The sequence below is a fragment of the Streptomyces sp. NPDC021019 genome (assembly GCF_044333295.1).
Lineage (GTDB): Bacteria > Actinomycetota > Actinomycetes > Streptomycetales > Streptomycetaceae > Streptomyces.
In genome coordinates this window covers 54291-72128 of sequence record NZ_JBIRQR010000013.1, presented here as the reverse complement: position 1 = coordinate 72128, position 17838 = coordinate 54291, and the positions used below count along the sequence as shown (strand labels likewise).

Genomic DNA, 17838 nt, shown 5'->3' with positions numbered 1-17838 from the left:
TCCAGCGTCAGGTCATCGGCGAAACGCCGGTCACCGGTCGCGTCGGGCACGTACTTCACACAGACAACGATCCTCAAGCTCACGCCGGCTCTCCTACTGCATCGTCATTTCTGGGCTGCCTTGTTGCACGCAGCATAGGCGCCTCGTCGGGCCGAATCCGGTCAGGACGACCGAGGCTCCGAGCCTGATATTACTCGCCAGTACACCCAGTCTGTTACCCCTGGACAAGCGCTGCGCACTGTGACCTTGCCAACGCGGCGGGCCTGTGTGTGCGCGCCCTCAGTCTCGCAGAGCCGTGAACCGTCCCTGGTGGTAGACCAGCGGGCGACCGGCCCCGGAGGGCGCGCCCTCCACCGCCTCGGCGATGACGACGCGGTGGTCCCCGGCCGGGACGCGGGTCACGATGCGGCAGACGAGCCAGGCGGACACGCCGGCGAGCAGCGGAACGCCTTCGGGGCCGCTGCTCCACTCGGTCGACGGGCCGAAGCGGTCGGCTCCGCTGCGGGCGAAGGTCGCGGCCAGTTCCCGCTGGTCCTCGCCGAGTATGTGAACACCGACATGAGCGGCCCCGGACAGCACGGGCCAGCTGGAGGAGGACGTACCGATCCCGAAGGAGATCAGCGGGGGCTCGGCGGCGACGGAGGTCAGCGAGGTGGCGGTGAAGCCGACCGGGCGCTCCCCCGCGGCGGTGATCACGGCCACGCCCGCGGCGTGGCGGCGGAAGACCGAGCGGAAGAGTTCGGGGGTGGCGAGCGCCGGGGCAGGAGCGAGGTCGGGCGTTGCCGTCATGGACGTGTCCTTCTGCGGAAGTGGCGTACGGGTCCGTGGGGGCTCAGACACCCGGACAACGCGCACTCGCATGGCGTGCGAGGTCCACATGGACCCGGCCGTAAAGAAGGAGTTCTGGCGGCATAACGTCAGACTGACGATTCGGAGCGGGCGCAGTCAAGGGCGTTCCCGAATGTGGGAGATGCGTCACGGCCCGTCATATGGCGTGCCCCAGCGCCGCGACGACGTCGACGGTGCGTGGCTGGCCGGATGCCCGGCGGACCACCCGGCCCCCGGCGTCGAGCACCAGGACGGTCGGCGTCTTCGTGATGTCCAGCTCCCTCACCAGCGCGAGACGGGCCTCGGCGTCGACCTCGATATGGGCGACCCCGTCGATCATCCCGGCCACCTCGCCGAGGGTGCGGCGGGTCGCCCGGCACGGCTGGCAGAAGGCGCTGGAGAACTGGACGAGCGTCGCGCGCTCCCCGAGTTCCGCACCGAGTTGGGATGCGTCGAGTCGCGGTCCGTGGGTCCGGCGATCCACCTGGTGCCTCCTGATCAGAGCTCTTCGTAAGAGGTCAGCAACGGCCACCGCCCGCGCATTCCCCGCAGCTCCGGGGGTACGCGCACGTGACGAGAATCTCGCGCCCCGCGTCCGTCGGGACTGGCCAGGGACTCGCGCATGGGGCACCATCGCCACAATGCCGAAAACCTACGGCTGCGTAACTTCCGCCGGGAGAACCCTCCCCAGGCGCTGAAGAAGGGTCTTCATCCAGATGGCAGAACTCGTCTATCGACCGGTCATCGGCGCCGCTCGCACCCTGTTCAAGGCGCTCGACCTGAAGATCGACACTCAGGGTTCGGAGCACATCCCGAAGACCGGTGGTGCGGTGCTGGTCAGCAACCACATCAGTTACCTCGACTTCATCTTCACCGGGCTGGGCGCCCTCCCGCAGAAGCGGCTGGTCCGGTTCATGGCGAAGGAATCCGTCTTCCGGCACAAGATCTCCGGTCCGCTGATGCGGGGAATGAAGCACATCCCGGTCGATCGCGACCAGGGCGAGGACGCGTACGCCCACGCGCTCCGGTCGCTGCGTTCCGGTGAGATCGTCGGAGTGTTCCCCGAGGCCACGATCTCGCAGTCCTTCACTCTGAAGAGCTTCAAGTCGGGTGCCGCGCGCCTCGCGCAGGAGGCCGGGGTCCCACTGATCCCGATGGCGCTCTGGGGCACGCAGCGGATCTGGACGAAGGGGCGGCCGCGTAATTTCCAGCGCAGCCACATCCCGATCACCATCCGCGTCGGAGAGCCCATGGAGGCGCCCTCCGACCAGTACGCCGGTGCCATCACCCGGCGGCTGCGGGAGCGGGTTCAGGAGTTGCTGGAGGCGGCACAGCGGGCCTACCCGGTGCGCCCGAAGGACGCGAGCGACACCTGGTGGGTGCCGGCCCATCTCGGCGGTACGGCCCCGACGCCCGCCGAGGTGCGCGAGCTCGGCTGACAGCCACCCCCACGACAACCGCGGCGACGTCACTTCACCGCGGCCCGTGGACGGTGATCCGCGCTCCGGGGCTCAGCTGCTCCAGGGTCGCGGCGAGTTCGGCGCCCGCGGCGTCGAGTGCGCCGTTCGCCATGGGCGCGAGGCCCTCCAGCAGGAAGACGGCGTTGACCGACTCCTCGGTGAGCCGGGTGCGCACACCCTGACGCCAGTTCCAACGGCGGCAGGTGACGCCCTCGTCGTCGCACCAGACGACTTCGCCGGGCTCCGGGTGTTCCACCGTCTCCTCACCGCCGGCGACGGTGAGGAAGGGCTCGTCACCCGTCGCCCGGATCAGCCGCATCCCGCCCTTGATGTGGTCGGTGTCCTCGCCGCCGACCGGGACGAGGTGGGCGACGCTGATCGCGTTGTAGGCGTCGACCAGCAGGTTGATGCGAGGCAGGCCACCGTCGGCGAGGGCGCGCCGGGCGAGCGCCTCGGCCGAGTTGCGGGTACGGGAGGGCTTGGCCCCGAACGCCGAGTAGACCTCGCGCCAGGCGGCGAGGCGCGGGTCCTCGTGCGGGGCGCGGCCCTCCAGGCGCTCGGCCAGCCTGCGGGCGGCGTCGTCCAGCAGGGCGGCGGTACGGGCGTCACTGGGGCCGTTGACCAGGCCGTGCGCCTCGACGGCGATGTGGGTGAAGCCCGGTGCGATGGCTCGCACCTCGTCGGACACGGTGAGCGTGAGGGTCATCGTCTGCCTTACTGCCTTACTCGGTTCGGTGACTCGGGTGCGCTGGTCCGGGCGCGGGAGTGCGCTCAGAGGGCCGTGGGGAGGTTCCGCAACAGCTCCGAGCGGTCCCGGGCGCTCTTCAGCGCATGGAGGATCACCTCAGGTGGTGCAGCATAGACTACTGGATAGTCGATTTCGTTGCACTCTTCGCGCGCCACCAGGCCAACCGCTCCTCCTCCAGCGAGAACTGCGCGTCGATGCCCGGCTTGTTGCCACGCGGGTCCACCCGCGCCCACTCCCCGGCCCCGGGGAGACGCAACGCGACCAGGCCGTGGATCACCGGCGTGGTTCCGTCCTCACCGACCAGACGTTGATAGCAGAGGCCGGCCGGAACGCCGCGGGCCCGCAGCAGCGCCGTGAGCGCGATCGACTTGGCGTAGCAGATGCCGGTACGGGTGGCGAGCACGTCGGAGGCGCGCCACGTGACGCGCGGGTCCCCCGAGTCGGCGGAGTGCGGAATGGCGTCGCGGACGAACCCGAAGGCGGCCCGCGCGTATGTATATGCGGTGTCGGCGTCGAGCGCGAGGCGAGCCACCGTCTCGCCGACCCGAGGATGATCGTGGTCGATGACCTCGTCGGCGGCCAGGTACGCGCCGATGTCCGGGTTCTGCTGCGTCAGCTTCATGACCGGAGAGCGCACGAAGCGGCCGACCGGAAGTCTATCGATTTCCGATCGGCCGCATATTCATGCAGGATGCGCGCCAGTACTCCAGCAGCGGCTAGCGCGCCATCTCTTCCTTGAGTGCCTGGAGGAAGGCGTCGACGTCGTCCTCGCCGGTGTCGAACGCGCACATCCAGCGGACGTCCCCGGCCGCCTCGTCCCAGAAGTAGAAGCGGAAGCGCTTCTGGAGCCGCTCGCTGACCGCGTGCGGCAGCCGGGCGAACACGGCGTTGGCCTCGACCGGGTAGAGGATCTCCACCCCGTCGATCGCCCGGACGCCCTCGGCGAGCCGCTGGGCCATGGCGTTGGCGTGCCGGGCGTTGCGCAGCCACAGGTCCCTGGCGAGCAGCGCCTCCAGCTGGACGGAGACGAAGCGCATCTTGGAGGCGAGCTGCATGGAGAGCTTGCGCAGGTGCTTCATCGCCCGGACCGCGTCCGGGTTCAGCACGACGACAGCCTCACCGAAGAGCGCGCCGTTCTTCGTGCCGCCGAAGGACAGCACATCGACGCCGACCGTGTTGGTGAACGTCCGCATCGGCACGTTCAGCGAGGCGGCGGCGTTGGCTATCCGGGCCCCGTCGAGGTGCACCTTCATGCCGCGCTCGTGGGCGTGGTCACAGATGGCACGGATCTCGTCGGGGGTGTAGACGGTGCCCAACTCGGTGTTCTGGGTGATCGAGACGACCTGCGGCATGGCCCGGTGCTCGTCGTCCCAGCCGTACGCCTGCCGGTCGATCAGCTCCGGGGTGAGCTTGCCGTCCGGTGTGGGCACGCTGAGGAGCTTCAGCCCGCCCATCCGCTCGGGCGCGCCGCCCTCGTCCACGTTGATGTGCGCGGACTCGGCGCAGATGACGGCACCCCAGCGGTCGGTGAGAGCCTGGAGGGCGACCACGTTGGCGCCCGTGCCGTTGAAGACGGGGTAGGCCTCCGCGGTGGCGCCGAAGTGGCTGTGCATCACACGCTGGAGGTGGCCGGTGTAGTCGTCCTCGCCGTAGGCGACCTGGTGACCGCCGTTGGCGAGGGCGAGGGCCGCGAGGACCTCCGGGTGCGCGCCGGCGTAGTTGTCACTGGCGAAGCCGCGTACCTGCGGGTCGTGGTGACGTCGCGCGTCGGTCCTCACGGTTGCGGGGTCAGCCACAGGCGCTTTCCGTTCACTTCGGGGGCGGGCTTGTCCCAGACGCCGGCGATGGCCTCGGCCAGCTCCGTGACGTCGGTGAAGCCCGCGAACTTCGCATTCGGGCGCTCGGCGCGCATGGCGTCGTTCACCAGTGCCTTGACCACCAGGATCGCAGCAGCGGCGGCGGGCCCGTCCTCGCCCCCCGCCTTGCGGAAGGCGTCGCCGAGCGCGAGGGTCCACGCCTCGGCTGCGGCCTTGGCGGAGGAGTAGGCGGCGTTGCCCGCGGTGGGGTTGCTGGCCCCGGCGGCGCTGATCAGGAGATAGCGGCCCCGGTCGCTGCGCTCCAGGGCCTCCTGGAAGGCGAGCGAGGTCGACTGGACGGTGCGGATGAGCAGCTTCTCCAGGGCGTCCCAGTCGGAGAGCACGGTCTCCTGGAACGACTTGCTGCCGCGCCAGCCGCCGACGAGGTGGACCAGGCCGTCGATGCGGCCGAACTCCGCCTCGGTGCGCTTGGCCCAGTCCCGGGTGGCGTCGAGGTCGAGCAGATCGACCGTCTCGCCGGTGACGGTCGCGCCCCCGTGGGCGTACCGGGCGGCGTCCACCGCCTCGGCGAGCCGTTCGGGGTTCGCGTCGCACCCGACGACCGTCGCACCCGCCTCGGCGAGCCGCAGGAGGGTCGCCCGGCCGGCGGGGCCGGCCGCTCCGGCGACCGCCACCACGGCTCCTTCCAGCACACCGGTCCCCTCGCCCGTGCCGTTCGCGTTCATGGCCACCGCCTCCTCGGGAGAATGGTTCACGCGGCTGCCCGCTCGTCGTTCGCCGCGGTGATTCCCTTGGCAGAGGCAATCACGTGCTTCAGCTTCTTGGCGAGCGCCTCATAGAACATGCTCAGGGGAAACTCGTCCGGAAGCACGTCGTCGACGAGCTTGCGGGGAGGAAGTGTGAGGTCCAGGGCGTCGGGGCCCTTGGCCCAGCGGGATCCCGGATGCGGGGCGAGATACGTGGACACGAGGTCGTACGCGGCGAACCAGTGGACCAGCTTCGGGCGGTCGATGCCGTCGCGGTAGAGCTGCTCGATCTCGCCGCAGAGCTGGTTGGTGACCTCCGGGGCACGGTCCCAGTCGATCTTCAGGGTGTTGTCGGTCCAGCGGACGACGTCGTGCTTGTGGAGGTACGCGAAGAGCAGCTGGCCGCCGAGGCCGTCGTAGTTGCGGACGCGCTCACCGGAGACCGGGAAGCGGAACATCCGGTCGAAGAGCACCGCGTACTGCACGTCACGGCCGTGGGCGTTGCCCTCGGACTCCAGCTTCACGGCCTCCTTGAAGGCGGTGAGGTCGCAGCGCAGCTCCTCCAGGCCGTACATCCAGAACGGCTGGCGCTGCTTGATCATGAACGGGTCGAACGGCAGGTCGCCGTGGCTGTGGGTGCGGTCGTGGACCATGTCCCACAGGACGAACGCCTGCTCGCAGCGCTGCTGGTCGCCGATCATCTCGCGGATGTCGTCGGGCAGCTCCAGGCCGAGCAGGTCGACGGAGGCCTCGGTGACGCGGCGGAAGCGGGCGGCCTCGCGGTCGCAGAAGATGCCGCCCCAGCTGAAGCGCTCGGGGGCCTCGCGCACGGCGATGGTCTCCGGGAAGAGCACCGCGGAGTGGGTGTCGTACCCGGCGGTGAAGTCCTCGAAGGTGATGCCGCAGAAGAGCGGGTTGTCGTAGCGGTTCGCCTCCAGGTCGGCGAGCCAGTCGGGCCAGACCATCTTCAGCACGACCGCTTCGAGGTTGCGGTCGGGGTTGCCGTTCTGCGTGTACATCGCGAAGACGACGAGGTGCTGGAGACCGTCGGTCCGGTTCTTCGCGGGCTGGAAGGCCAGCAGCGAGTCCAGGAAGTCGGGGACGCGGAAGCCGTCGGCGGCCCAGCGGCGCAGGTCGGCGACGAGCGCGCGGTGGTAGGCGGCGTCGTGCGGGAGGAGCGGGGAGAGCTCCTCGACCGCTGCGGTCACCCGGTCGAGGACCTGCTCGACGACGGCCGGGGTCGGGGCGCCCTCGGCCTCGAAGTCGATGGATCCGTCCTTGGACTGCCAGGGGCGGATCTCCTCGACGGCATCCTTGAGCACGGGCCAGGCAGGGTGCTCGACCACCCGCTGGGCCGTAGCTATCGCGCCGTCGGTGGCGTCGCGCACAAGAATTTCCGTCATAACACTTCCTCCACGGGAGAACCTCGCGTTCCCTCACCGTAGCCGTGCGGGGTTCCTTCCGACAAGTGCAGGACTGCAAATCATCCTGCGCTCCCCCCATGGTCACCGCTGTTTTTCCTGTCGAATCCTGGGTAGACGCGCGGTTCGCCCAGTTACTCCCGGACGCGGGCGACCGGTCCCGCAGAGCGGGGGACATCCCGGGCCCCGGCCGCTACCCTCCCCAGTGCCGCATTGCCTTACCTCCGCTTGCCGTACCTCCGCGCGGGCAGGAGCAGTCGACGGACCGCCGCCGACGGAAACGAGGTCGCCTTGTCATTTCTCACCCTGGGTCATCGCGGAGTCATGGGCGTCGAGCCAGAGAACACCCTGCGCTCCTTCGTCCGCGCCGAGGCGTCCGGAATGGACGCCATCGAGCTGGATCTCCATCTCAGCAAGGACGGCGCGCTCGTCGTGATGCACGACGTGGACGTGGACCGCACCACGGACGGGACCGGACCGATCGCGGCCAGGACCCTGGCGGAGCTGCGCGAGCTCGACGCCGGCCAGGGCGAGCGGATCCCCGTCTTCGAGGAGGTGCTGGAGGCCGTCTCCTCCCCGCTCCAGGCGGAGATCAAGGACGTGGCGGCGGCCCGCGCGCTGGCGGACGTGATCCGGGAGCGCGATCTCGTCGGCCGGGTGGAGGTGTCCTCGTTCCACGACGAGGCCGTCACCGAGATCGCGCGGCTGGTGCCGGGGGTGCGCACGGTCCTGATCTCCAGCCGCTGGGGCTCGGACGTGGTGGACCGGGCGAAGGCGGCGGGCGCGGCGACGCTCGCGCTGAACATCCGCCGCCTCACCCTGGAGATCGTGGAACGGGCCCACTCCGAGGGGGTGAAGGTGATCGGCTGGGTGGTGAACACCCAGGACCACCTGCGTCTCGCGCGGGCACTGGGCCTGGACGGCGCGACGACCGACTTCCCCGAGATCCGCCGCGCCGGGCGCTTCACCGCCTGAGGGCGGACGTCCTCAGGCGCCCTCCCCCGCGTCGCCCGCCTCAAGGTTCTTGACGAGCAGCTCGAAGGCCAGGTCGTCGCGCTGAGGAATCCCGAAACGCTCGTCGCCGTACGGGAACGGGGTGAGCGCTCCCGTACGGCGGTAGCCCCGGCGCTCGTACCAGGCGATCAGGTCCTCGCGCACCGAGATCACCGTCATGTGCATCTCGCCGACGCCCCAACTCTCCCTCGCGGTGCGCTCCGCCTCGGCGATGATCAGCTTGCCGAGCCCGCCGCCCTGAAGTCCCGGCCGCACCGCGAACATGCCGAAGTAGGCCGCGTCGCCCCGGTGTTCGAGCTGGCAGCAGGCGACGAGTCCGCCATCGCGCTCGACCGCGAGAAGCCGGCCCGCCGGAGCGTCGATGACCGCGCGCACACCCTGTTCGTCGGTCCGCTGCCCCTGGAGGAGGTCGGCCTCGGTGGTCCAGCCGGTGCGGCTGGAGTCGCCGCGGTAGGCGGACTCGATGAGGGTCAGCAGCGCCGGTACGTCGCCCTCGGTCGCGTCGCGGAAAGTCAGCCGGGCCGCGTCGGGGGGCGTGGCGGTGTCCATGGTGGGGTGCTCCGTTTCTCTGCTGCCGTACACACTTCTTGTGCTGCCGTACGCGTTCCGTGCTGCCGTACGCCCTTCTGTACGGCAGCACACGTGCCCTGCTGCCCTACGTACGGTCGCGGTCTCCGCCGTGGCGCGTGCGGTCGAGAGTAACGCGACCCGAAGCGCCCCCGGCAGGCCCCGGCGCACCCCCTTCACACCCCCGTGCGCCGGATTCGGCATCGGCCCCCCGGGCATCGATGGGACGACCCGCAACAGTGCCGTTCGTCCGACCGGGGGGAGGCGCGCCGTGCACGGAGGGGCCCTTACCGGCTGGCTGCTGATGGCGTTGTGCGCGGTGAGCGGCGCCTACTGCCTGCTGCGCACCCGCGCGGGAACGCCGCGGGAGCGCCGAACCGCACGGTCGGAGGCGCTCATGGGGTTCGGCATGGCGGCGATGGCCGTTCCGGCGGCGGTGCTGTCGCCCCCGGACTGGGCCTGGGCGGTGTACGCGGTGCTGTTCGGCGCGGCCGCGCTGCGAGCGCTGCGCCCCGCCCTGCGCGGCGGCCACCATCTGCACCATCTCGTCGGCTCACTGGCCATGGTCTACATGGCCGTGGCGATGGCCCCCGGGGCCACGGGGAGCGGCGGGGGCGGGCATGCCGGGCACGGGGCGGATGCCGGCGCCGGCGGCATACCCCTGCTGACCGGGGCGCTGCTCGTCCACTACGCGTTCTACGTCCTGGGCGCGGCCGGCCGCCTGCTGCCGGGGACCGTCATGCTCCCGGCCACCGGGGCGGTCCGCGCCCCCCGGGACCCAGGAGGATTCGGGGGCGCGTCGGACGGACTGTCCGGGCTCACCGCGGCGTGCAGGCTGACGATGGGCATCGGCATGTTCACCATGCTGCTCGCCCTGTGAGACAGGAAGTGGGACAGAACCCCCCGCAAACCGTGGTCTACGTCACTTGCCGGTCGCGGCCGTACCCTCGGCCGACCCGCCCCTCATAAGCTGATGCCATGCTGGTCTCCCTCGCGCTGCTGCTGCTCGGTGCATTGACCGCCCTGGTGACTCCCCGCGTGATGGCGCGAGCCCGGTGGCCGGAGCGCGAACCGGTCGTGGCCCTGTGGGTCTGGCAGTGCGTGGTGGCCGGGGTCCTGCTGTCGTTCGCGCTGTCCATGACGCTGAGCGCGGCCGCAGCCTGGCAGGCGGTGCGCGGCCATGTCTTCGCCCCCGCCCCGCACGCCGTCGTCGAGGCCTACGCCCTGGCGGCGTACGGACCGTGGTCGGCGGTCATCGCGGTGCTACTGGCGATGGGCGGGCTGTGGACCGGGGCGATGCTCCTGAGGGAGATCCGGCGGGCACGGCGTCGCCGCGAACAGCGTCGGACGGAACTGCTGGTGCGTTCCCCGCTGATGCCGGGCGAGGAGCCGGGCGCCGACCACCTCGTGGTGCTGGAGGGCGAACGCCCCGACGCCTGGTGGCTGCCCGGCACGGCTCCGCAACTCGTCATCACCACCGCCGCACTGGGACGCCTGAAGGGCCGTCAGCTCGATGCCGTGCTCGCCCATGAACAGGGGCACGCCCAGGCCCGGCACGACTGGCTGCTGCACTGCTCGTCGGCGCTGGCGATCGGCTTCCCGCAGATCCCGGTGTTCGCCGCGTTCCGCGACGAGATGCACAGGCTGGTCGAACTGGCCGCCGACGACGTGGCGTCACGCCGCTTCGGCCGGCTGACGACCGCGCTCGCGCTCGTCGGACTCAACGAGGACCGTGGGGTGTTCGGCCCCTGCCCCACTCCGCAGGCCCAAGTGCCCCTCCGGGTCAACCGGTTACTGGCCCCGGTCGAACGGCTGACGGCGGGCCGCAGGCTCCGGCTGACAGCCGCCGCCGCGCTGGTCCCGGTCGTGCCGGTGCTCGTGGCCTTCGTCCCGGGGCTCCGCGCGCTGGGTTAGGGCGCGTCCGCCGGATCAGGAGTCGGGGCAGCGGCGCCCGGCGCCCCGTCGGCCGCGCCCCGGGTTGGCCTTCGGGCGGTGTCCTCCGCGAGGATCACCCCATGTCCTCCCCCGTGTTCCGCTTCCGCTCGCCGGATCGCTCCGCCCGTACCCCGCCCGCCCTGTGGACCGGTGCCGTCGTCGGCGCGGCCGCTCTCGTGCTGCTCGTACTGGTGGCGGCGCGTTGGTCGCCGCTGATGTCCCTGGACCGGGCGGTCGCCGACGCCCTGCACCGGCACGCGGTGACCGATCCCGGTCTGGTGCGGGTGAGCCGGGTGCTGACGGACTGGGTGTGGGATCCCTGGACCATGCGCGCTCTGATCGCCGTGACCGTGGTCGCCCTGTGGTGGCGGGGCGCCCGCCCGCTCGCCCTCTGGCTGGCCGCGACGAGCCTGGTCGCCTCCCTCCTCCAGCAAGGGCTGAAGGCCGCGGTGGACCGGGAGCGCCCGCGGTGGCCCGATCCGGTGGACTCGGCCCACTTCGCGGCCTTTCCCTCGGGGCACGCCATGACGGCCGTCGTGACCTGCGGCCTGTTCGTCTGGCTGCTGTGGCTGTACGGCGCCGGCCCCGGCGCCCGGGCCGCGGTGCTGGCCGTGGCGGTGGTCTCGGCGGTCGGCGTGGCGGCGACCCGGGTGTACCTGGGAGTGCACTGGCTGACCGATGTCGTGGGCGGCGCGCTGCTGGGGGTGGCTGTGGTGGCGTTGAGCGCCGCGGCGTACGCCCGGTACGCGGCGGCCCGGGAAGGCGCTCTTGCCGAAGCGGCGACGGACCGGTGAGGATCGCGTCCATGGTGGTCACAGGTGTGCTGTTCGACTTCTCCGGAACCCTGTTCCGTATCGAGCCGGTCCGTGACTGGCTCGCCGCCGTGCTGCGCGAGCAGGGCGTCGACGTCACCCCGGAGGATTTCGAGCGGTACGTGAGCGGGCTCACGGAGGCCGGCGCCCTCCCGGGCGGCCCGCCCCCGGTCCGGGTCCCCGGCAGGCTGGCCGGGGCGGTGTCCCGCCGGGACCTGAGCGCCGCCCTGCACCGCGAGGCGTACACCGGTCTGGCCCGAGGCGTCGCCCTGCCCGAGCCCGGGCTGTACGACGCGCTGTACGACCGCCATATGCGACCGGAGGCCTGGCAGCCCTACCCGGACGCCGCGGAGGTGCTGGCGGGGCTGCGGAGGGCGGGAATCGCGGTGTGTGTGGTCAGCAACATCGGGTGGGACCCGCGCCCGGTCTTCCGCGCCCACGGGCTGGACGCCCTGGTGGACGCCTACGCCCTGTCTTTCGAGCACGGACTCCAAAAGCCCGACGCGGGACTGTTCCGCATCGCCTGCTCGCTGATCGGCCGGGAGCCGGCGGACGTGGTCATGGTCGGTGACGACCGGGTCGCGGACGGTGGCGCGGCCGCTCTGGGCTGCGGGGTCCGGTTCGTGGACCACCTGCCGGTGACGGAGCGGCCGGACGGCCTGCGTTCGCTGGGTCTCGTGCCGGAATGAGGCCCGTGGCGAACAGAGGAGATCGGACCGGAGTGTGAGGCATATCCCGCCGCGGAGGGGGTAATGGCAGCGGCCCGTGGCCGTAGCCTGGTGGACATGTCCCCCATGCCGTCGTCCCTGTCCGCTCGTTCCGCAGCCGAGGTCAACGCGGAGATCCGCGACCTGTGGCAGCGTTCGGGCGGGTCCCTGACGCCGCAGGACGAGGCCGATTACCAGCGGCTGCTGATGGAGTGGGCCGCCGCCACCGGCGGAAGCGTCCGCACCGCCGCCTGACCGCCGTACCGTAGGCCTGTGCGGAGATCGCGCCCGATCCGGCGATCCCCCGCGTCGCCGGATCGGGGCGCACCCTCGGCGTGCCACAGGGGGCACGGCCGCGGACCGCGCCGGGGACCGGAGTTGCGGAGTCCGCCGACGCAGGGATCCAGCATGTCCCCACCCGGCTCGTCGGTCAATGAATTTCCGGCGGCACACGCACCGGGGCCGGTGTCTGCCGGGCAGGCGACCGCCCGGCAGACACCGGCCCCGGATGGGAGAACAGCGGGACGGCGGGACCTCTGACGGATCAGCGGTCGAAGTAGTCCGGCTGCGTCTGCGCGTTGAGCTCGTCCAGCTCGACCCGCTCGGCCGGGTCGGTGCGCCGGTCCTCCAGCTTCAGCACATCGAAGCCCTTGGCGATGTCGCTGGAGTAGATGTGGCCGTTGTAGTAGTACGCCGACCAGGGGCCGGCCGTGGTGACCCGGTCGAGCGTGACCGGGCCGCGCTCGAAGAAGGCGATCTCCTTGGGCTTGGAGGAGTTGGTGAAGTCCCATACGGAGATGCCGCCCTGGTACCAGGCCTGGACCATCAGGTCGCGGCCCTTCACCGGGATGATCGAGCCGTTGTGCGCGACACAGACCTCGGCGTCGGCCTGGTGCCGGTCGATCTTGAAGTAGCTGCGGAAGACCAGCTTGCGGTGGTCGCCCTTGCCGACGATGTCGTAGATGCCGTCGGCGCCCCGCTCGGGCCCGATCTCCGCGTTGCAGGTGGCCGCGCCGCCGCCACCGAGCTCGTCGGTGAAGACGACCTTGTTCGCACCCTGGTTGAAGGTCGCCGAGTGCCAGAACGCGAAGTTCACGTTGTCCTGGACACGGTCGATGATCTTCGGGTGCTCCGGGTCCTCGATGGAGAACAGCAGGCCGTCACCCATGCAGGCGCCGGCGGCGAGGTCCTTGGAGGGCAGCACCGTGATGTCGTGGCAGCCGGTCGTCTTGGAGACACCGGGGTTCTCCGGCGCACCGGGGTTGCCGCCGTCCGGGAAGAGCACCGGGAAGTTCACGATCCGGGCCTTCTGGGGCGCCTTGAGCGGCACCTTGATGACGGAGATCCCGTCGTGCGGCGGCTTGCAGTCCGGGAACGTCTCGTTGGGCGAGTACGAGGAGACGTACACGTACACGTTCTTCCTGCCGTCCGGCACCAGCGTGTGCGTGTGGGAACCGCAGGCGGTCTCCACGGCGGCGATGTACTTCGGCTGCCGCTTGTTGCTGATGTCGAAGATCTTCATGCCCTCCCAGGAGGACTTCTCCGTGGCGGGCTGGGAGGTGCTGGAGCAGGAGTCGTCGCTGCGCGAGGAGTCCGTCGACAGGAACAGCAGGTTCCCGGAGACCGAGATGTCGTTCTGCGAACCGGGGCAGAGGACCTGCGCGACGGTCTTCGGCTTCTTCGGTCTGCTGATGTCGTAGATGACGAAGCCGTCGTAGTTGCCGACGTACGCGTACTTCCCCTGGAACGCGAGGTCCGTGTTGGTGCCCTTGAGGGCGCCCTTCGGCACGTTCGTCAGGTGCTTGATGTTGGAGCTGTGGACGATCTCGTCCACGCCGGGTATGTCGCCACCGGTTATCGCGGCCCTGGCCTCGGCCTGCTCGCTCTTGGTGACGGAACCGCGCTCGGTGGGGGCATCGCCCGGGTCGGGGGTGGCGGCCGCTGTGGTGGCCGTCAGCAGCGTGGCGAGGAGTCCGGCTGCGGCTGCCACCGCGCCCAGACGTCTGCGCCGCACGCGGGTGGTGTGCAACGAGGTCACTGCGTCCTCCCTTGTCTCCGTTCGGGGTCGAACGGTTATGAACCCCCGGCAGTATCGTCCCTCCCATGTACACAACAACAGATGGCAACAGAGACGTAATAAAAGTTTTTGATCTTCGCCCGGTGGAAGCGTGTTAGGACGGTCTGCAACAAACCATGTGGCACAGGAGGTCGCCGTGTTGATCCATCGCCGGTCCACAGTTCTGCGCTCAACCTCTCTCGCGGCGACGGCGGTTGCCGCCGTGCTCGTCCTGGGAGCCTGTGAGGCCGGCAGCGGTGACGGGGCGTCGGACAAGGCCAAGGACGCGGGTCCGGGCGTGGTAGCGCCCGGCAGACCGGGCGAGCCCGCCCGGACGCTCTCCGCCGAGGAGGCCGTCAAAGAGGCCGGTCAGGACACCGCCAACTCCGCCGACTTCCGCTACGCGCAGATGATGATCGAACACCACGGCCAGGCGCTCGTGATGACCGGCCTCGTCCCCGAACGGGCCTCCGCCGACACCGTCAAACGGCTCGCGGACCGTATATCGGCAGGCCAGAAGCCGGAGATCGGCGCGATGGAAGGATGGCTGAAAAGGAACGGGGGCGACCGGCGCAAGGAGCACCACGATCACACCACGATGCCCGGCATGGCGACCGACGCCCAGCTGGAGAAGCTGCGCGCCGCCGAGGGCAAGGCCTTCGACGAGCTCTTCCTGGAGTTGATGATCACCCACCACCAGGGAGCGATCACCATGGCCACGGAGGCGCTCACCGAAGGGAACGACGTCATCGTCGAGGAGATGGCGAGCGACGTGGTCGCCCAGCAGACCGTGGAGATCAACCGGATGCGCGGGCTGATGGGCTGAGCCACTCGGCCGAGCGCCCCGTGCACCGGACGGTGCCGATCGGCCCGGCGGTGCCATCCTGGAGGGAACCTCCGGGAAGAGGTGCGCCGTGCTCTCCATCGCCGTCGTCGGTTCCGGTCCCAGCGGGGTCTACACCGCTCAGGCCCTGCTCCAGCAGTCGCTCGTACCCGAGGTGCGCGTGCACGTCCTGGACCGGCTGCCCACCCCGTACGGACTCGTGCGGTACGGGGTGGCCCCCGACCACGAGAAGATCAAGTCGCTGCAGAACAGTCTGCGGGCGGTGCTGGAGGACGACCGGGTCACCTTCGTGGGCAACGTCGGCGTCGGCGGTGCGGAAGGCGTCTCCCCCGCCCGGCTCGCGGAGCTTTACCACGCGGTCGTCTACTGCGTCGGGGCCTCGGCCGACCGGGCGCTCGCGGTGCCGGGCGAGAACCTGCCGGGCAGCTACTCCGCCACCCGCTTCGTCTCCTGGTACAGCGCCCATCCGGACGCCGGCGCCGACCCGTTCGTCCTCGACGCCCGCTCGGCCGTCGTGATCGGCGTGGGCAACGTGGCCGTCGACGTGGCCCGGATCCTGGCCCGCGGCGCCGACGAGCTGCGGGCCACCGACGTGCCCCGCGCGGCGCTCAGCGCGCTGGGGGAGAGCCAGGTGCGCGACGTGCACATCGTGGGCCGTCGGGGGCCCTCCCAGGCCCGGTTCACCACGAAGGAGCTGCGGGAGCTGGGGGCGCTGCCCGGGGCACGGGTCGTCGTCGACCCGGCGGAACTCGCGCTCGACCCCGCGTACGCCGCTCCGGACGGTCCGCCCGGAGCGCTGCCGCTGCCCGCCGTGGTGCGGCGGAACCTGGAGGTCCTGCGCGGTTGGTCGGCGGCCGGGGAGCCGGCGGCCGACGCCGGGCGCCGCATCCGGCTGCGGTTCTTCCTGCGGCCGGTGGAGCTGCTGGAGCGCGACGGGCGGGTCGCCGGGGTGCGGTTCGCCCGGACGGCTCCGGACAGCGGGGGCGGGGTCCGGGACACCGGCGCGTACGAGGACGTCGCGGCGCAACTGGTCCTGCGGGCGGTCGGCTATCGGGGGGTGGAGCTGCCGGGGCTGCCCTTCGATCCGGTGCGCGGCACGGTGCCGCACGCGGCGGGCCGGGTGCTGCGGGACGGGACGCCTGCGCCGGGCGAGTACGTGGCGGGGTGGATCAAGCGGGGGCCGACCGGGGTGATCGGTTCGAACCGCTCCTGCGCCAAGGAGACGGTGGCCTCGCTCCTGGAGGACGCGGCCGTGCTGAGGAGCCGTGCGGCGGTCGACGATCCGCTGGCCGTGCTGCGGGAGTGGGGGCTGCGGCCGGTGGAGTGGTCCGGCTGGCTGTCGATCGAGCGTGCGGAGGCGGAGCTGGGCCGTTCGCTGGGGCGCGGCCCGGTGAAGATCCCCGACTGGCCGGGGCTGCTGGGAGCGGCCCGGGACGGGAACCGCTGAACAGCTGCCCGCGTCATCCCTCCCGGGTCGCCACCACCAGCCGGGCCCGGGGGCTGCCGTCGGGGCGCGGGCCCAGCTCGGTCAGCGGGAGCAGCCGGACGGCGAATCCGGCCTGCGTCAGGTCCTCCAGCACGCCGCCGAGCGGGAACGTGCGGTAGTACATGACGAACGACGGGCGCCACAGGGCGTTGCGCAGCCGCATCGCCGCGTCGAAGCCGAACAGCGACCAGTAGGCGCGCGATCCCACCGGGGGCGGTGCGCCGATCGGGAAGACGAACCGCCCGCCCGGCCGGATCGATCCATGCACCTCGGCGAAGAGGCCGAAGCGTTCGGCGGGCAGGAAGTGGCCGAACGCGCCGAAGCTCAGGGCGAGATCGAAGACGGGCGCGAAGGGCAGGGAGCGGGCGTCGGCCCGCACCCAGTGCACCGCCGGCCCCTCTCCCCCGGGCGGGAAGGCGGCACGGGCCTCGGCGAGCATGCCCGCGCTGAAGTCGACGCCGACCGCGCGCTCCCGGCACAGCTGTCGGAGCACGCCGACCCCCGCGCCGGTGCCGCAGCAGACGTCGAGTCCGGCGTCGAAGGGTCCGAGCTCGCGTACCGCCCGGGTGACGGCGTCGAGCACGCGGTCAGGGGTGCGGTAGGGCGTCCGGTCGAACTTCGGGGCGAGGAGGTCGTATCCGCGCTCGGTCGAGGAAAGCGCCTGAACGGCCAGCTCGCGCACGCTGGGGCCCTGTTTGGTGAACATCACGGACCACCCTACCGACACGGCGCACCCGCCACCGCCGGTCGGGGCGCGGGCCGGGGCACGGATGGCGGCCCGGCCGGGGCACGCCCGGCGGCCGAGGCACGGGGGGCGGCCCGGCCGGGGCACGGCGGGGCGGAAGCGTCAACGTCCTTCGTGAAGTCGCCGCTTGAGAGTGATGGCCGTATCGGCGGTGTACGCCTGGGTCCAGCTGCGGCCGGCCCCGGACTTCCAGGTGACGTGGACCGTGGAGCCGTCGGTCCGGGCGCTCTCCACGGTCATGGACCGGTCGCCGCCGCGCACGTCGCCGCGGCGCAGCTCGCCCGCCTCGACCGTGACGGGACGCTCCCCCGGCGCGTTCTCGGCCTCCTCGGCCGCCCGGAGGAGTACGGCCGCCAGCTCGCGGGCCGCCCCGGAGGTGCAGGACCAGACGAGCTCGCCGGCCGGGGGCGAGAGCCGGATGGAGACGCGGGGGCCGGACTCCCCCGCGCCGACAGTGAACGGCGCCGGCTCGCCCGCGGTGACCGTGACCGTGACCGGGTGCCCGTCGGCGTCCGTGATCCCGCTGCGCATCGTCGTCTCCTCGGTCTCCCTGTCCCCGGCCCTGTCCAGGCCCTCGTCCGGCCGTCGTCCGGCCCCCGCCAGCATGTCAGCACCCGGCGGTGGGACGCGGCCGGCGGTTCCGGGTCGCCGT

At 71.4% G+C, this 17838-nt stretch carries 19 protein-coding genes and 2 pseudogenes; 9 read left to right on the top strand and 12 right to left on the bottom strand.

All coding sequences use genetic code 11. The features are described from left to right. The 3 genes and pseudogenes from ACH4RG_RS36180 to ACH4RG_RS36170 form a co-directional block, all read right to left on the bottom strand. A pseudogene (locus ACH4RG_RS36180) lies at positions 1-83 on the bottom strand (electron transfer flavoprotein subunit beta); the annotation flags it as partial. A 196-nt stretch (positions 84-279) separates the two neighbouring features. Continuing rightward, positions 280-789, bottom strand: coding sequence for a flavin reductase family protein (locus ACH4RG_RS36175; protein WP_397923777.1), 510 nt, complete (start codon positions 787-789; stop codon positions 280-282). 196 nt (positions 790-985) lie between these two features. Then, positions 986-1312: a TlpA family protein disulfide reductase gene (locus ACH4RG_RS36170; RefSeq protein WP_397923775.1), complete on the bottom strand. Its 327-nt coding sequence runs from the start codon at positions 1310-1312 to the stop codon at positions 986-988. Between the two features lie 232 nt (positions 1313-1544). Here ACH4RG_RS36170 and ACH4RG_RS36165 point away from each other — a divergent pair, with 232 nt between their 5' ends. Continuing rightward, positions 1545-2267, top strand: a complete 723-nt coding sequence (locus tag ACH4RG_RS36165; RefSeq protein WP_003970836.1) for a 1-acyl-sn-glycerol-3-phosphate acyltransferase — start codon at positions 1545-1547, stop codon at positions 2265-2267. 34 nt (positions 2268-2301) lie between these two features. Here the strand turns inward: ACH4RG_RS36165 and ACH4RG_RS36160 are convergent, their stop codons facing one another. From ACH4RG_RS36160 to ACH4RG_RS36140, 5 genes and pseudogenes are all read right to left on the bottom strand, one after another. Beyond that, complete coding sequence (locus ACH4RG_RS36160; RefSeq protein ID WP_397923773.1) at positions 2302-2994, bottom strand: B3/4 domain-containing protein; 693 nt, start codon at positions 2992-2994, stop codon at positions 2302-2304. A gap of 65 nt (positions 2995-3059) precedes the next feature. Beyond that, a pseudogene (locus ACH4RG_RS36155) lies at positions 3060-3658 on the bottom strand (transglutaminase family protein). A 94-nt stretch (positions 3659-3752) separates the two neighbouring features. After that, a complete protein-coding gene (locus tag ACH4RG_RS36150; protein ID WP_397931603.1) occupies positions 3753-4814 on the bottom strand; it encodes a threonine aldolase family protein in 1062 nt (353 codons plus the stop codon). After that, a complete protein-coding gene (locus ACH4RG_RS36145; protein WP_397923795.1) occupies positions 4811-5578 on the bottom strand; it encodes an SDR family NAD(P)-dependent oxidoreductase in 768 nt (255 codons plus the stop codon). The genes ACH4RG_RS36150 and ACH4RG_RS36145 overlap by 4 nt, the downstream gene beginning before the upstream one ends. Before the next feature lie 26 nt (positions 5579-5604). After that, positions 5605-7002 carry a DUF6421 family protein gene (locus ACH4RG_RS36140; RefSeq protein ID WP_397923771.1) on the bottom strand — a complete coding sequence of 466 codons (1398 nt, stop codon included), beginning with the start codon at positions 7000-7002 and terminating at the stop codon, positions 5605-5607. Between the two features lie 342 nt (positions 7003-7344). Between ACH4RG_RS36140 and ACH4RG_RS36135 the strand changes: the two genes are divergently transcribed. Continuing rightward, positions 7345-7995 (top strand): glycerophosphodiester phosphodiesterase, encoded by a 651-nt coding sequence (locus tag ACH4RG_RS36135; RefSeq protein ID WP_397923769.1) that lies wholly within the window; start codon positions 7345-7347, stop codon positions 7993-7995. 12 nt (positions 7996-8007) lie between these two features. Here ACH4RG_RS36135 and ACH4RG_RS36130 read toward each other — a convergent pair whose 3' ends face one another. After that, the gene (locus ACH4RG_RS36130) at positions 8008-8583 is read right to left on the bottom strand and encodes a GNAT family N-acetyltransferase (RefSeq protein ID WP_397931370.1); all 576 of its coding nucleotides are present in this window, start codon (positions 8581-8583) and stop codon (positions 8008-8010) included. A gap of 289 nt (positions 8584-8872) precedes the next feature. Here ACH4RG_RS36130 and ACH4RG_RS36125 point away from each other — a divergent pair, with 289 nt between their 5' ends. The 5 genes from ACH4RG_RS36125 (at position 8873) to ACH4RG_RS36105 (ending at position 12310) form a co-directional block, all read left to right on the top strand. Next, a complete protein-coding gene (locus ACH4RG_RS36125) occupies positions 8873-9481 on the top strand; it encodes a DUF5134 domain-containing protein (RefSeq protein WP_398540911.1) in 609 nt (202 codons plus the stop codon). A gap of 98 nt (positions 9482-9579) precedes the next feature. Continuing rightward, positions 9580-10515 carry a M56 family metallopeptidase gene (locus tag ACH4RG_RS36120; RefSeq protein ID WP_397923763.1) on the top strand — a complete coding sequence of 312 codons (936 nt, stop codon included), beginning with the start codon at positions 9580-9582 and terminating at the stop codon, positions 10513-10515. Positions 10516-10616: 101 nt separating this feature from the next. Beyond that, positions 10617-11330, top strand: coding sequence for a phosphatase PAP2 family protein (locus ACH4RG_RS36115; protein WP_397923761.1), 714 nt, complete (start codon positions 10617-10619; stop codon positions 11328-11330). An 11-nt stretch (positions 11331-11341) separates the two neighbouring features. After that, a complete protein-coding gene (locus ACH4RG_RS36110) occupies positions 11342-12037 on the top strand; it encodes an HAD family hydrolase (protein ID WP_398540910.1) in 696 nt (231 codons plus the stop codon). A gap of 96 nt (positions 12038-12133) precedes the next feature. Next, positions 12134-12310, top strand: coding sequence for a hypothetical protein (locus ACH4RG_RS36105; RefSeq protein WP_398163365.1), 177 nt, complete (start codon positions 12134-12136; stop codon positions 12308-12310). A 289-nt stretch (positions 12311-12599) separates the two neighbouring features. Here ACH4RG_RS36105 and ACH4RG_RS36100 read toward each other — a convergent pair whose 3' ends face one another. Continuing rightward, positions 12600-14093, bottom strand: coding sequence for an LVIVD repeat-containing protein (locus ACH4RG_RS36100; RefSeq protein ID WP_398540909.1), 1494 nt, complete (start codon positions 14091-14093; stop codon positions 12600-12602). Between the two features lie 157 nt (positions 14094-14250). Here ACH4RG_RS36100 and ACH4RG_RS36095 point away from each other — a divergent pair, with 157 nt between their 5' ends. Together ACH4RG_RS36095 and ACH4RG_RS36090 are read left to right on the top strand one after the other, a co-directional pair. Beyond that, positions 14251-14937, top strand: a complete 687-nt coding sequence (locus ACH4RG_RS36095; RefSeq protein WP_397923753.1) for a DUF305 domain-containing protein — start codon at positions 14251-14253, stop codon at positions 14935-14937. An 88-nt stretch (positions 14938-15025) separates the two neighbouring features. After that, positions 15026-16402, top strand: a complete 1377-nt coding sequence (locus ACH4RG_RS36090) for an FAD-dependent oxidoreductase (RefSeq protein WP_398540908.1) — start codon at positions 15026-15028, stop codon at positions 16400-16402. Between the two features lie 13 nt (positions 16403-16415). On the opposite strand, the gene ACH4RG_RS36085 is transcribed toward ACH4RG_RS36090, so the two are convergent. Beyond that, positions 16416-17147, bottom strand: a complete 732-nt coding sequence (locus ACH4RG_RS36085; RefSeq protein WP_398540907.1) for a class I SAM-dependent methyltransferase — start codon at positions 17145-17147, stop codon at positions 16416-16418. A 141-nt stretch (positions 17148-17288) separates the two neighbouring features. After that, positions 17289-17717: a hypothetical protein gene (locus ACH4RG_RS36080; RefSeq protein WP_398163423.1), complete on the bottom strand. Its 429-nt coding sequence runs from the start codon at positions 17715-17717 to the stop codon at positions 17289-17291. Between the last annotated feature and the right edge of the window lie 121 nt (positions 17718-17838).

Coding starts and splice junctions, on each gene's coding strand:
- ACH4RG_RS36175 (WP_397923777.1), bottom strand. CDS start 789: ATGACGGCAACGCCCGACCTCGCTCCTGCCCCGGCGCTCGCCACCCCC.
- ACH4RG_RS36165 (WP_003970836.1), top strand. CDS start 1,545: ATGGCAGAACTCGTCTATCGACCGGTCATCGGCGCCGCTCGCACCCTG.
- ACH4RG_RS36160 (WP_397923773.1), bottom strand. CDS start 2,994: ATGACCCTCACGCTCACCGTGTCCGACGAGGTGCGAGCCATCGCACCG.
- ACH4RG_RS36145 (WP_397923795.1), bottom strand. CDS start 5,578: ATGAACGCGAACGGCACGGGCGAGGGGACCGGTGTGCTGGAAGGAGCC.
- ACH4RG_RS36140 (WP_397923771.1), bottom strand. CDS start 7,002: ATGACGGAAATTCTTGTGCGCGACGCCACCGACGGCGCGATAGCTACG.
- ACH4RG_RS36135 (WP_397923769.1), top strand. CDS start 7,345: ATGGGCGTCGAGCCAGAGAACACCCTGCGCTCCTTCGTCCGCGCCGAG.
- ACH4RG_RS36130 (WP_397931370.1), bottom strand. CDS start 8,583: ATGGACACCGCCACGCCCCCCGACGCGGCCCGGCTGACTTTCCGCGAC.
- ACH4RG_RS36120 (WP_397923763.1), top strand. CDS start 9,580: ATGCTGGTCTCCCTCGCGCTGCTGCTGCTCGGTGCATTGACCGCCCTG.
- ACH4RG_RS36115 (WP_397923761.1), top strand. CDS start 10,617: ATGTCCTCCCCCGTGTTCCGCTTCCGCTCGCCGGATCGCTCCGCCCGT.
- ACH4RG_RS36110 (WP_398540910.1), top strand. CDS start 11,342: ATGGTGGTCACAGGTGTGCTGTTCGACTTCTCCGGAACCCTGTTCCGT.
- ACH4RG_RS36105 (WP_398163365.1), top strand. CDS start 12,134: ATGTCCCCCATGCCGTCGTCCCTGTCCGCTCGTTCCGCAGCCGAGGTC.
- ACH4RG_RS36085 (WP_398540907.1), bottom strand. CDS start 17,147: ATGTTCACCAAACAGGGCCCCAGCGTGCGCGAGCTGGCCGTTCAGGCG.
- ACH4RG_RS36080 (WP_398163423.1), bottom strand. CDS start 17,717: ATGCGCAGCGGGATCACGGACGCCGACGGGCACCCGGTCACGGTCACG.